The 12,535-nt window shown below is 53.8% G+C and carries 16 protein-coding genes; 10 read left to right on the top strand and 6 right to left on the bottom strand.

Features of this window, described 5'->3' with window-relative positions; genetic code table 11:
- Positions 1 to 86: 86 nt before the first annotated feature.
- The 3 genes from NLF94_RS20235 to NLF94_RS20245 are packed head-to-tail and all read right to left on the bottom strand — an operon-like array spanning position 87 to position 2,020.
- A complete protein-coding gene (locus tag NLF94_RS20235) occupies positions 87 to 308 on the bottom strand; it encodes a DUF8139 family protein (protein WP_082226615.1) in 222 nt (73 codons plus the stop codon).
- A gap of 7 nt (positions 309 to 315) precedes the next feature.
- Complete coding sequence (locus NLF94_RS20240; protein WP_144050371.1) at positions 316 to 1,086, bottom strand: RipA family octameric membrane protein; 771 nt, start codon at positions 1,084 to 1,086, stop codon at positions 316 to 318.
- Complete coding sequence (locus NLF94_RS20245; protein WP_254841525.1) at positions 1,079 to 2,020, bottom strand: TIR domain-containing protein; 942 nt, start codon at positions 2,018 to 2,020, stop codon at positions 1,079 to 1,081. Before NLF94_RS20245 ends, NLF94_RS20240 begins: the two co-directional genes overlap by 8 nt.
- A gap of 128 nt (positions 2,021 to 2,148) precedes the next feature.
- Here NLF94_RS20245 and NLF94_RS20250 point away from each other — a divergent pair, with 128 nt between their 5' ends.
- Positions 2,149 to 2,586 carry a TIR domain-containing protein gene (locus NLF94_RS20250; RefSeq protein ID WP_254841526.1) on the top strand — a complete coding sequence of 146 codons (438 nt, stop codon included), beginning with the start codon at positions 2,149 to 2,151 and terminating at the stop codon, positions 2,584 to 2,586.
- Positions 2,587 to 2,607: 21 nt separating this feature from the next.
- Here NLF94_RS20250 and NLF94_RS20255 read toward each other — a convergent pair whose 3' ends face one another.
- Positions 2,608 to 3,663: a GNAT family N-acetyltransferase gene (locus NLF94_RS20255; protein WP_254841527.1), complete on the bottom strand. Its 1,056-nt coding sequence runs from the start codon at positions 3,661 to 3,663 to the stop codon at positions 2,608 to 2,610.
- A gap of 90 nt (positions 3,664 to 3,753) precedes the next feature.
- Between NLF94_RS20255 and NLF94_RS20260 the strand changes: the two genes are divergently transcribed.
- Complete coding sequence (locus NLF94_RS20260) at positions 3,754 to 5,523, top strand: DUF262 domain-containing protein (RefSeq protein WP_254841528.1); 1,770 nt, start codon at positions 3,754 to 3,756, stop codon at positions 5,521 to 5,523.
- 7 nt (positions 5,524 to 5,530) lie between these two features.
- Here NLF94_RS20260 and NLF94_RS20265 read toward each other — a convergent pair whose 3' ends face one another.
- On the bottom strand, positions 5,531 to 5,791 hold the full coding sequence (locus NLF94_RS20265) for a MarR family transcriptional regulator (RefSeq protein ID WP_254841529.1): 261 nt from the start codon (positions 5,789 to 5,791) through the stop codon (positions 5,531 to 5,533).
- Between the two features lie 841 nt (positions 5,792 to 6,632).
- On the opposite strand from NLF94_RS20265, the gene NLF94_RS20275 reads away from it, so the two are divergent.
- The 4 genes from NLF94_RS20275 (at position 6,633) to NLF94_RS20290 (ending at position 10,311) form a co-directional block, all read left to right on the top strand.
- A complete protein-coding gene (locus NLF94_RS20275) occupies positions 6,633 to 8,204 on the top strand; it encodes a PAS domain S-box protein (protein WP_254841531.1) in 1,572 nt (523 codons plus the stop codon).
- A gap of 466 nt (positions 8,205 to 8,670) precedes the next feature.
- Positions 8,671 to 9,150: a hypothetical protein gene (locus tag NLF94_RS20280; RefSeq protein WP_254841532.1), complete on the top strand. Its 480-nt coding sequence runs from the start codon at positions 8,671 to 8,673 to the stop codon at positions 9,148 to 9,150.
- Positions 9,151 to 9,305: 155 nt separating this feature from the next.
- Positions 9,306 to 9,659 carry a hypothetical protein gene (locus NLF94_RS20285; RefSeq protein WP_254841533.1) on the top strand — a complete coding sequence of 118 codons (354 nt, stop codon included), beginning with the start codon at positions 9,306 to 9,308 and terminating at the stop codon, positions 9,657 to 9,659.
- A 217-nt stretch (positions 9,660 to 9,876) separates the two neighbouring features.
- On the top strand, positions 9,877 to 10,311 hold the full coding sequence (locus tag NLF94_RS20290; RefSeq protein WP_049984721.1) for a hypothetical protein: 435 nt from the start codon (positions 9,877 to 9,879) through the stop codon (positions 10,309 to 10,311).
- Between the two features lie 102 nt (positions 10,312 to 10,413).
- Here the strand turns inward: NLF94_RS20290 and NLF94_RS20295 are convergent, their stop codons facing one another.
- On the bottom strand, positions 10,414 to 10,554 hold the full coding sequence (locus NLF94_RS20295) for a hypothetical protein (RefSeq protein ID WP_254841534.1): 141 nt from the start codon (positions 10,552 to 10,554) through the stop codon (positions 10,414 to 10,416).
- A 330-nt stretch (positions 10,555 to 10,884) separates the two neighbouring features.
- Between NLF94_RS20295 and NLF94_RS20300 the strand changes: the two genes are divergently transcribed.
- The 4 genes from NLF94_RS20300 (at position 10,885) to NLF94_RS20315 (ending at position 12,525) form a co-directional block, all read left to right on the top strand.
- Positions 10,885 to 11,109, top strand: a complete 225-nt coding sequence (locus tag NLF94_RS20300) for a hypothetical protein (protein ID WP_254841535.1) — start codon at positions 10,885 to 10,887, stop codon at positions 11,107 to 11,109.
- On the top strand, positions 11,106 to 11,375 hold the full coding sequence (locus NLF94_RS20305) for a hypothetical protein (protein ID WP_211087428.1): 270 nt from the start codon (positions 11,106 to 11,108) through the stop codon (positions 11,373 to 11,375). Before NLF94_RS20300 ends, NLF94_RS20305 begins: the two co-directional genes overlap by 4 nt.
- A 79-nt stretch (positions 11,376 to 11,454) precedes the next feature.
- Entirely contained in the window at positions 11,455 to 11,997 is a 543-nt protein-coding gene (locus tag NLF94_RS20310; RefSeq protein WP_254841536.1) for a hypothetical protein, read from the top strand.
- Between the two features lie 48 nt (positions 11,998 to 12,045).
- Positions 12,046 to 12,525, top strand: a complete 480-nt coding sequence (locus NLF94_RS20315; RefSeq protein WP_254841537.1) for a hypothetical protein — start codon at positions 12,046 to 12,048, stop codon at positions 12,523 to 12,525.
- Positions 12,526 to 12,535 lie beyond the last annotated feature (10 nt).

Raw genomic sequence — 12,535 nt, forward strand, 5'->3', positions numbered from 1 at the left:
ATGCTTTGCCCAACTGACCGCCATTATATAGTCTTTACTTAGACTATTCCGTCTCGGTTGATACGATTACCAGCATCGAAGTCACGTCAAGCAGGCCGGAGATCACGCCAGCGCACGTCGACAGTTTCGCCATCATCCAATTCAACGCGAAAGAGATACCCCTCCCGTTCATCATCGGTCACAGCTCCTGCATCGTCAGAAATGATCTCAACAACTGTTCCGCGACGCCCATGGAGTCGATCGTGATCAGGATCCGTCTCATCAGGGATATCAATTCGAACCGAATCACCGGTGTCGAAGCGTCTCATAGTGGTTTCAGCGGGTTTGAATCCTAAAGAAGATGGCTAAGCCGATTAAGAGGACGCCACCAACACCAAAACCAACCATCGATGGGTCCGGTAGTGATGGAATGAACCTCTTCACCTGAGGAGTAAGAATGAACCCGCCGGCATATCCTCCGACGGAGATGTATCCAGCAGCCAATAGGCGGACGAACCACTGTTCCACAATTGTATGCGAGCGGTGATCAGCATCTTCAGCTGGACGAGGATCAACGATTTCTGGGTCGGGTTTCTCTCGCTTCAAGTATCGCCATTCATCGAGATACATGCGAACAGGGAGAACCGATTCGATCTCATTCAAGATAGCATACCGCGCTTTGTTCAGCCGGCGGTATGATTGAAGACTTTGATACCAAAAGTAGCAAATCAGACTACCGAATCCTGATGCGAAGAGAACGATCGCAGCGTTAGTGGTCGTGAGATTGCCGCGGGCGAGGGCAAAGAGACCGGCCAGTATCGAGGTTAAAATCAGACCGAAAAAGCGGTTCATCTGGACTCGCTGATTGGCTGTCTCGATCGCAACCTCCCCGTAATGTATGTACTGCTCCATCAGTCGATTCTTCTCGTCCTCACTTAGATTAGCCAGCGGTCCAGTTGTAACATCTTCCTCCTCAGATGGCTCAGCAGGGTCCCCTCCGGTGACCTCTTCAGAGTGTTCAGGTTCTGTTTCGGGCGTGTCTCCATCGTCAGTATCGGCGCCATCCTCTGAGAGATCAACCGCCGCTTCGTCGGTTGAATCAGGCATATTCAGCGAGTGCGTCGACAAGCGAGGCCTTTCGCCATCCTACCTGAGTATCTGCGACTTCTTGGATTTTCTCGGGGACCTTCGATTGTCCCTCTGGAATGATTGCGATCACCGGCTTGTCCAGTTCATCGGCGAGTTCCAGCTCCTCCGGGATCCAAGTGCTGTGAGCACCGTACATTCCACTACTTACGACGACAACCGACGCCGTTTTCATCTGGTTCCGGAGTTCAGAGCGAAGGGCAGACTCGGTATCCACGGGCAGGGGGTCAGTTGAGGGGACACTATGATTCTGCCACTCGAGCGACGGAACCTCGTCAAGGAAATCAACGATACGCTCGTAGTGTTCGTCGTACTCCCACGAATGGGAGACAAAAACGTTGTACCGCTTGTCCTCAAGTCGAGTTGCAGCGCGTGCTAAGCGAGGGAGTGATTTCCCAGTATTTCCGCCTGAGGAGGAAGAGGACTCTTGAGTCGACGAGCCTGCAGAGGCCAAGGCTTCCAGCCCTTTGTAGGCACCATATAGGAGCAAAGCACCGCCAGCGATTTTTTGCCCAGACGAGAGCCCCTGCTGGTTCTGAGTATCGGTAGAACTGCGGCTCAGGGAATCGTCGGTCGGGACAAGGCCCGACTGTTGGTCATTCGGCTCGAAGAGCGACGGTTGAGAGGAACTGAGCTCAGGGAGACTGTTATCCCCAGATTGCGTGACTGTATAAACGGGGCCGAGTTCTCGAACTGTGAACTCCTTTCCGAGATCGTTCCCTTTATAGGTCGGTAGTAGGCGATCTCCATCATCGCGATAGAATCCGGTAGGTAGACCGTTGACGGCTGACTTCAGAACGAATCGAACAGCTAATTCGGGGTTTGGACTGCCACGAATATCATCAAACGCAGCCTCCCAGGTGGTTTTCAATGGGGAGGAGGTGTCTTGGCTCATAACCGTATGAACAATCCGTTTTTAAATAGTATAAGTTCTTCCCCCCTGGAATATCGGCAGATTTGGATTCCGCATCAGAGAGGACCATAGTACTAAACGGGTAAGCCGTCAATAATTCGCATATAGTTATGAGCTTCAACAGCAGATCCTCAAGCAACCGTCGGAGCGAATACCGACTGTTCATCTCGCACTCTTGGGAGTACAGCGACGAGTACAATCGGATGGTAGAACTACTTCGCGACTACCCGAATTTCAGTTTCCGGAATTACTCAGTACCCGAGGTGGATGAGATAGATGCTGACACCGAAGAGGAGCTGGAACAGGCGCTCCGGGAAGACCAGATCAAGCCAGCTACGGTCGTAATAATACTTGGAGGGATGTACGTAGCTCACAGCAAATGGATCAAGAAAGAAACTATTTTAGCTGAAATCGAAAGCAAGCCAATTCTGGGTGTTACACCGCGCGGAAACGAGCAGATGCCCAATTTCGTTGAAGACCACGCAGATCAGATTGTGGGTTGGCAAGGAGAGAGCGTGGTAGAGGGGATTCGAAATCTGGCTGATTAAATCGGTGAGAGTGTGTATGAACTATTGAGGAAGAGTCTGGCTGGCATCAAGACTGTTCCCAACGCCGCGAATCGGGTAGAGTTCAATCGCTTCGTACTCACCATCACCGTCAATATGCCCCAGTTTTGAAAACAGAGATCGGCTCTTGTCGTTCGGTTCGTCGATGGAGTAGACACCATCCTCGCAGTACTCCTGGCACCAAGTCTGAATTAACTCCTCAGCAATCCCCCGGCGCCGGTAATGATCCCGGACATACAGCTGTCGAAGAACCTGTATTCCATCCAGCTCTTCCCAAGTGACGTATCCAGCCGCGTCGTCATCTCGAATATAGAGCAATCCCTGGTGGTTTTCAGGGATATATCGGGCAAAAGAAGAACTCGTGTCACCACCATAGCTAGTCATCGCGCCGATGACTCGTTCTGTTTTGTCTATTGGTCGACCATCAGAATACACGAGAAATGAATCTTCGGCACCGATCTCCACGATGTCATCCGGAGTCGAATTCGTGAAGAGCCACTCAGCACTGAACACCTCATCAAGATCGATTCTACGACCCTGATACTCGATACCGTATAGGCTCATACAGTTATGGCAGCGAAATTCTGCTGATTCCTCGATTTCGGACATTCCCGGAACACGCTCAATTGACGGGTCGTCAATCCCTGAGCAATTGCAGTCCTGTCTAAGTTCCTCAAATTTGTCCCCCTTCCCAGATTGACTATACGGAACAAATCCCATCATCCAATGCTCCTCTAACTTCTCACCGAGTTCCTGAGCGAGTTTTTGAACGACTCTCGCGTCTGTTCCCACAAATGCAACGACAGCATCAAGGAGATCGTCTACGTGAATAATCGGGTCCTCGGACAACTCATATTCTGTGAGCAATTGCCAACCACCGGGTGCCCGGTAGATCATCCGAAGATCATCTTCACAGAGAAGGGAAACAGCGACGACCTCAATCCCGTCATCAGCTTCGATATAGAGAGGAATCGTTTGATTAATCTCCTCACGTTGAGCAAGAGTTTCGAGCCAAGCATAGTCCCCGAGACCCGCAGGAAGTGGAATATTCAAACTCATTTCCGTATCAGAAATCGCTCTGTGACGTTATAAATGATAGGCGACCACCACTATGTAGATATATAAAACCAGCATACCACAAGACGGAATATGGAAACCAAGCGGATCGCTGAGGTCGTGGAAAACATAAATTATTCTTATCTCTTACCCGCGATTCAGCGGGAGTTCGTCTGGGAAACGAGTGACATCGTGGATCTGTTTGATTCCCTGTTACGGGACTATCCAATCGGTGCGCTCCTTCAGTGGAACCTCTCGGCTGAGGAAGCACAGGCTCAGCCCAAATATCGCTTCGTCACCCATTACGTCGACGAACCGAATTTTCCCCAGTCACTCACAACACCGACCCATCGAAACCCCCCGCACAATTCTGAAGACCCACTCCCGTCACCGGTGAAACTAGTCCTCGACGGCCAGCAGCGACTGACCGCGCTCAATATCGGTCTGACCGGATCATTCTACGAGCGGAAACACAACCACCCTCGGAACAAGGCCAGTTCGTGGGTTCAGAAGCGACTCTATCTCAACCTCCTCTCGGACCCGCAGACAGCGGACTCGGAACTCGGCAATAAATACGACTTCTCCTTCCGCTCTGAGAAGTCCGCAACCGCGAATGCATACTGGTATCCAGTCAACCGAATCATGTCCATCTCTGACAACGACGATTTCTATGCAGAACGCCAGGAAATTGAGGGAGAGATCCAGGAGCTGGTCGAGAACCACCCCGAGATAGAGAATTCAGATAGTCTGATTCTCAACGCTCAGCGTAATTTCGAGGATCTCTATCGAGCGGTCCACAAGGACGAGAAGCTCCACTTCTTTACCGAAGACGAGAACGACATCACCCGTGTTCGCGACGTCTTCGTACGGATCAATCAGGGAGGGGTGACACCGAATCGTGCCGAAATCCTCCTGTCGTTGATGACTAGTAGCTGGCAACAGGAGCCGCCGGAAATCAACGCACGGGACGAGGTGCACTCGATGGTCGACGAACTGAACGGGATCATCGACGGTGGGAACGCTCCTTTTGCTACGAAGCACGTCCAGAAGGTACTGCTCGCAATCAACGGCAACGAGATCCAGTATCGGTTCGACAACTACACACTCGACTTGCTGCGGAATCTGAAGGAGATCTGGCTTACCGATACGTTCTCGAACACGATGGAACAACTCGCTGAGCTTCTGAACAGTTACTATCCGACGGTGACCTACATCCTCAGTCCCGCCCTCTACACACCTATCGCCTACTACCTCTACCAGAACGAGAATCCATCGCTCGATTCGACCTCTATAAAAGGACGCGGGCGACGTCGTGACATTCTCTACTATATCTGTGCGGCCCGACTCAACGGATTCACCAGCCAATCATCGAACCAGATCGCAGAACTCGTCCGGGATGTTATCCGAGAGGAAGAGGAGACCTCGGAATTCCCACTTGAGCGGATCAGTGATGAAGTGGCATCCAGTTACGGAACCTCCCTCCGTTTCACCGAAGAAAAGTTGACCACGCTTTTCGAGGAGCTCCAGTACGGGAAGCGCGACATCGAGTTCCTTCTGCAGCTGTCGCACTATCCCGATGAACCGGCACGGGGCAAAGACTACGATATCGACCACATTATCCCGAAGTCAGTCCTCCCGGAGGAGGCAGATGCCGACCGAGTGGGGAACCTCCAGCTGCTGATTGACAAGACGAACAAGATGAAATCCGATGACGACTTCGAGGACTGGATGAACTCCCGAACGGACGACTACAAGCAGACTCACCATATCCCAGAGGGCGCCAAGGAGATGATCTTTGAGGAATTCGTTGATGCTCGGGAGCAGCTCATTATGGAGCACATCCTCGAACACCAACCATTTTAAATATGCTTTATTCTGCATCCAAGTCTCGTGCGTCGAGATCGCCGTTGAGGTACTGTTCACCCTCACTGGTGATATCGTAGACACCGTTGCCTAAGTGGACGAGAAGTCCGTAGGTGACGAGTGTTTTGCACCGAGCGTTGATGTGTTGGCGAGAAAAGCGAACGCGGTCGCTATCTGCCATTTCCTTCGGGGTATCAGGTCCCTCCTCAGAGAGATGTTCTAGAATCCGATCATCAGCTCGAGACATCCAGTCCGCATCAAAGCGCATAATCGCTTGTGGTTGCGCCGGTGCTATCCCAAACGCGCTAAGTCAAGCAGAAAAGCGACGAGATTCTGCAGTTGACTCACAACCTTTTAAATTGCTTCCATCCTAAGCGTAGAGCATACCGATGAATTCCCCACCACCAGACAGTCCGGACCGAACGAGTGACCGCCTCGTTGAAATTATTGAGACACTGGAAACGCGTGGGCTCGAAGACGACGACTATAATTTACAGGATTGGGTGGACGTCGATGCACTATTACAGCTCCTCACCTCATCAAAGGGAGACGTCTCGGTTCGGTTTACTGTTCAGAACGTAGAACTCATCGCGACACCCGACGACATTCGAGTACCGGCCGAGGGTTCTTCGAACCCAGACGAATCATAGAACACCCAGCATCGGAAGCCATAGAAGTACGTACCCCCTCCCACACCTAGAGTGAGAAATGACGCCCAGTTTCCAAATCATACGAATTAACGATCTCTTTCCGATTATTGACGGCAGATGAGAGGTTTGTATCGTCCGATACGGAGGTGGTCGATTGCCTTCTCCGGACTTCTACTTTTCATCTGTACGCTTGGCTGGGTCCTTATCGATGGAGACGATGCCGTAGTCGACTTTCTCGAAGTAGCACTACCAGCCACAATCGGGATTTGTTTGCTTATCGGCGGGATTTGGCTCGAACGAACTCACCAAGAGTCCCGAATCAGTCAACTGGCACTCTGGACAGGTGGTGGGGCGATCACTGGTGTTGCGGTTATTATCTGGTTCATTTTCGTTATCTCGCTCGAACATAATCCAGCCGCTGAGCCGGGGCAACTCGCCCTCAATGGAGCAGGGATTTTCATGGCAGCAGGCATCCTCCTGGGCTACTACGCAACTGGTTTACAGCAGCGCGAACGGGAGCTGGCGCGGTCTGAGGCACGGTTCCGAGCATTGACGGAGAACTCGTCGTTGGGCGTCGTGACTATCGACGAGACGAGCACAATACGGTATGCGAACGACGCTGTCAACGAACTCTTCGGATATGAACAGTCAGCAATAGTTGGCGAACCACTAACGAAGCTAATGCCCGAGGAGTTGCGGGAATCGCATCAGAATGGGCTGGCCAAATATCTCTCAGAGGGGGAACAAACGTTCGACTGGAACGGACTCGAGGCACACGGCCTTCGCGCCGACGGAGAGGAATTCCCGATCGAGATTAGCTTCGGGGAGTATCCTATTGACGGGGATCATCTCTTTACGGGGATCATTCAGGACGTCTCAGATCGGAAAGTGGCAGAGCAACAACTCCGTAATCACACCTCGAAGGTGACACAGCTCCACGAGCTCGCTACCGAAATCACTAGAGCGGACTCGACGACAGCGATACGTCAACACGCTGCTGACGGCGCAGTCAAGTTATTCGATGCTGATGTCGCCCACCTCGCAGTAGTAGAAGGTGACCAACTGGTTCCGGTCACCAGTTCAAACCCTGGTAGTGTAGATGGTTATGACCCGGTACCAACCTCCTTCGGATACGCCGGGGAGAGTTACCAATCGAACACGGTTGTCCGGGTCGACGACCTCGGGGAGACTCGGGGAGTTACGGCGTCGCCAATCCGCGATGGTGGAGTACACCCCGAACCACAGGTCAGCAACGACCCTCGCGCATTGTTGAGTATTCCACTCGGAGAATATGGTGTACTACAGGTGTTTTCGTTTGAGGCGAACGCGTTCGCCGAGCGCGACGAGGAAGTCGCGGAGATGTTATCGACTCACGTCGTGACAGCTCTCGAGCGACTGTCCGCAGAGGCGACGATTCGGCGAGAGCGTGACCGGCTGGAGGAATTTGCCGGTATCCTTTCGCACGATCTCCGGAATCCGTTGAACGTCGCCCGAGGACGGCTCGAATTCATCGATAGCACCGATAACAGTGAACACTTCGACGCCATCGAGCGTGCGTTAGACCGTATGGAACGCCTCATCAAAGATATGCTCACACTCGCTCGACAGGGAGAAGCAGTCGGCGAGACAGAGACGATCTCCCTCAATACTCTTGCTAAACAGGCTTGGCGAAACGTTGATACGGACACTGCGACACTCAAAGTCGAGACGGATCTGCGTCTCAACGCTGATCGCAGTCGCCTCCTCCAAATGTTCGAGAACCTCTATCGAAACGCGATCGACCACGGCGGCGAGGCCGTCACGATTCGTGTTGGAAGCCTTGAGAATGGTGATGGCTTCTTTATCGAAGACACCGGACCAGGGATTTCGACATCCGATCGCGAAGATGTATTCGAGAGCGGGTACACAACAAACCAAGACGGTACGGGTTTCGGGCTCGCGATCGTCAGCCGAATTGTGGAGGCCCACGGTTGGTCGATCGAGGTCACCGATGGCACAGACGGGGGCGCTCGCTTCGAAATTCGGACGTGAAATCCGCTACACAACCACGCTGAAATAGGCCAGTCAGCAGGATCATACGTTGTGTCGCTCACTGTCGATTCCGTCGAAGTAGTACTGGACTCCGTCACCCAATTTTGAGAGCTTAATTATTTGATGAATGAGAATTAATCACACAATGGGATGGTGCGCTACTGCACGAACCCAGATTGTCGTCGATACGACCGCCCGCTCCCCCACGACGCTGGTCCCTGCCCGGACTGTGGCACCGCAGAACTGCGGATTGATGTGGATATCCCCCTCCACGTCTGTTCAGCCTGTGGCACCGCAAATGCCGGGGCGACAGGAGATTGCTGGTCGTGTGGAGCTTCACTCGACGACCAGGTTCGCAAACTCTGACCAAACACAGACGTACAGATCAGTCGGGTCATCAACCACGGCCCGGTAATTACTAACAAGTTTCCAGCATTATACGCAATTGATGACGGACTGGCGATGGGTGACTGACACTGGCGCGGTGGGCGAAATGCCCGTCAGAGTCCTTCCAAATAAACAGGCCGAGTTCCTTGATCTTGATTTCTTAGAGGCCGTTCAAGAGGTCCAAATTAGATATGAACAGGCGGTCAAGACACGAATTGCTCCAGGCGACATGTGTATCTTTACCGCCAGAATTAGTGATGTCAACACCGAGACGGAGCCAACGATAATCACGGTGGAAGTGCTGGACGCCGAGTTCATCCAGCAAGATGAGGAGAATCGCACCGAGATTGATGAAATGATGGAGCATCTTGATGAAGCACGTCAGCGACGGCAGGAACAACGGGCCAACGAAACCTGTGACAATTGTGCTTCAATTGAGAGCGACACCCGATTGTCTGTGGAGCGAAAGCAAGGGGGACGCGATCTACATTACTGCGCACAGTGTGATCGGTTGCTCTCTACCGAAGAGTATCAAGAGTGGATAGAGATTCACGATTAGCTCGAATTGAGAAATCCGTTAGTGACAACGGCGACTCATCGGCGATCAGATTGATCCCGAAACCCTCCTCGGCTTCAAGCACGTAGTCAACATCTTCTTCCAGCATCCCTACCAGCGTTTTTCGACCCCTCAAGAAGTAGAGGACAGAACAACCGATGATCGACATGGATAGCCCACATTCGGTCGAGCAGCTCCGCGACCAATTCGAAGACGAGTGCGTCCTCACCGCGCTTGATCAAGCAGACTCTTCAGAGGGCAAGACCTTGGAAGTTCTCTTCCTCGATGATGAGTCTGGCCGTATCTACCGAGTCCTCAACGCAACTCGTGGCGCACCTGACTCAGGCTGGTTCGTCATCGCCCTCGCAGGACCGAACCCTCAAGACGGTTTCGAGCGCCAGCGTCGCATCCACGACTCCGACACCCACCGAGTCCTCACCACCCAGGTCAAGAAGAACGACCAAGAAACGGGAACTCGATCTTCAGAACCTTGCTCCGAAACACCCGAATAGCGTTCTCGACTTACAGAACGCCCTCAAGAGCATCGTCAGCCAGCACAAGCATAGATTAGCGATCAGAGACGTGGGCGTTTTTCACTCCCCTGCCAGCAGGTGGAGGAATCGCATCGTGAGTTCACACTCCACCGCATCGGCCAGGGACGCATCCGACTCGTCCCCAACGCTGCCTCAGAGTACTGACCGACGTGACGAACGCGCTCGTAATGAAACGATGGATGTCGCGCTCCTCAAGCAGGGCGGCATCTACTCAGTAACCGGCGAGTCCGGGGAGACCTACACTATCGACCTCATCGACGAAACGTGTACTTGTCCGGATTACCAAGATCGCGATCCAGAGGGCGGCTGTAAGCACGTCCGACGTGTCGCTATCGAAGTTGAAGAAGAGACGGTCCCCCGCCCCGACGGGAAACTCCCGTCATCGGCACTCACCACATCAATCCAAGAGGACGACGACAACGACGTCCGTGAGGACGCTGACTACCAGCAGGCAGAAGCCGCCATCATCGACGCCATCCAAGACCGCGAGGAAGAAATCGCCCGGCTTCAGTCAGAGATTGAGGCGCTCGAATTCGTCACCGACACGCTCGAGGCCATCCGCAACCCTGACGAGGACTTTAGTCTCGACGCGATTCGAGACCAGCGGTAGATCACCTACAGCTCCACACCTATGAATTCGTCCACTCACCACGATCGAACGGTAACCATCGACGTGCAGATTCCCCTTGGTGCAACAGAGGACCTCGACGAATCAATTCCAGCCGACATCTACCCCGACTGGCTTCAAGAACGCCTCAATGAGGCGCTCTCCGATCTCTCTGCCACCCCTGACCATCCCGGTGTTCTCGGGGTCGACGTCGACGCCATCACGGTAACCGAAGTCACGAGGCACGAATCGGGCCCCGCTTACCGCCCCAAGTAACTACTATTTCGAGCCCAATTTTTTCTCCTCCGTTACAGAGGCGAAGAGGTTTCAAAAACAGATGACAGACAGCACTCGAGACGAGGACGCCGTTGCCTCGCTCCTCGTCCCTGACGACACCTCACAAGCCGCACTCATTGATCTTTTCGACACGCTGGAACGTGCCGGCTTTGGTATCGCCCTCCGCGATGGCTACGACTCCCAAGACGCCATCGCGTACGACCTCACCACGACCAATTCGCTCACGACATTGTTCCTTCTCCCGGCTCGCCCGAAGACTACGACGCTGCCTATCGAGAGATGCAAACATACATCCTCAGTGGCCCAGCCTTTGAAGCTGCTATCACCGTTCTCGCAGCCCATACGGCAGTCGCAACGCAACACCTCATCGACGGCGAGCGCGCAGATCCAGACATCGACGATCTAGATGAACGCTCACTCGAGTCGGCAATCTCTGAAACCGAGACGCAGATCACTGATGCCCTGTACGAACGGGCCCTAGAGAACGTGGAGGTCGACGTATGACGTCTGAAAAGAACACGCCGGTTCCGATGGCCTGCCCAGAGTGCGGCGGCCGGTCGTTCTCTTGGATCATCGAAGAAGTCCAGTTCGGCGACATCCAGAAGTACGAGAACGATACTTTCGAAGAGGTCGGTATGAAGCGCGGTGAGGTTGTCGGAAGTGACGTTGAAGAGGAAGGCGTCTACTGTACGAATTGCGATGAGCGCCGCGATCGCGACGAGCTCGTTCCTGCCGACGAGGAGACCGCCATCAACCAAGAGAGCGCGTGATTATCCCTTTCATCCCGTCGCCGGAGTAGTCCTGACTCACCAACACCCCCGGACTTCCGTCGTAACCTGATCCGATACTATGTCCAACGCATCCACCACGCCATCCGACGACACCGATTCGGCCGCACCGTTCACCACTCTCAGCCGGCTTGCGTACGCCCACGTGACGCACTCCCCGCTCCACGAACGCTATATGCCCTCGGGCAACTTCGAGGCTGTCGGCGAACCCGGCGAATTCGGCCCGATCGACCCCAAGACCGGGGCTGAATACCGCGCTCTCGGTGGCCTCAACCATCAGTACAACCGCGACTACAAGGTCGGTAGCTCATATCCAAAGACAGTCTTCGTTTACGCCGAGGATGCCTCCGGTGAATCCCTCTCCCACGATACACTCGAAGCCATCCTTGATGATCGGAATCTCTGGTCGGATGCACTTACACCCGTCCTCCTCCCGAAAGGTATCGAAGAAGACCAAGCAACCTGGTACTCCGCGTTCCAATTCCGTCCCCCGGAGCGTGCCCCGAGCCTCCGCCGGGTCAAGCGCCAGCTTGACCGCGTCTTCGACGACGCCGAGATCTATCGCGAAGGCCCGTTCCTCGATGCTCGAATCTGGCACGAGTAGCCGCACCACCTGTTGTTTTTCACCTCCATCTGAAGTGAGGTGCACAAAATGCGATCGTTCCTTCCACCGTCAGAATTCGCTCTCTCGGACCTGCCTGAGAGACTCGATGTCGAACAGCAGCTCAAGAACCGACAAGGAGTCCATATGGCGTTTGCGACGACAGCTCTCACGGTCGACATACTCGGTCGTGATCAAGGCGAACGCCACGATGCCCTGAAGGGACTCGTCCAAGCGTGGGACTACATCGCCCGCCAACACGGCGAGGACGTCCACGTCGAGTACACCGGGAAGCCGTGGCAGTCGCTCAACATCAATGTCATCGATCGCCCCGGCGAGCCCGAAGCAGGAGACGAAATCACCCAATACGGTGTGCTCAACACGGAACGAGACATCCTCCTCAAGCTCGGTCAGTTCGGCCCGACACTCACAACGAACCGTGAGAAGGCGGCCAAGCAGGCACAAGCGGACAGCCACCTCGAACTCGTCGAGGTCACGAGTATTCCGCTCGATCAAAGTCTCTCGCACTAACTAAAAGTGA

This window comes from Natronomonas marina (assembly GCF_024298905.1).
GTDB lineage: Archaea > Halobacteriota > Halobacteria > Halobacteriales > Haloarculaceae > Natronomonas > Natronomonas marina.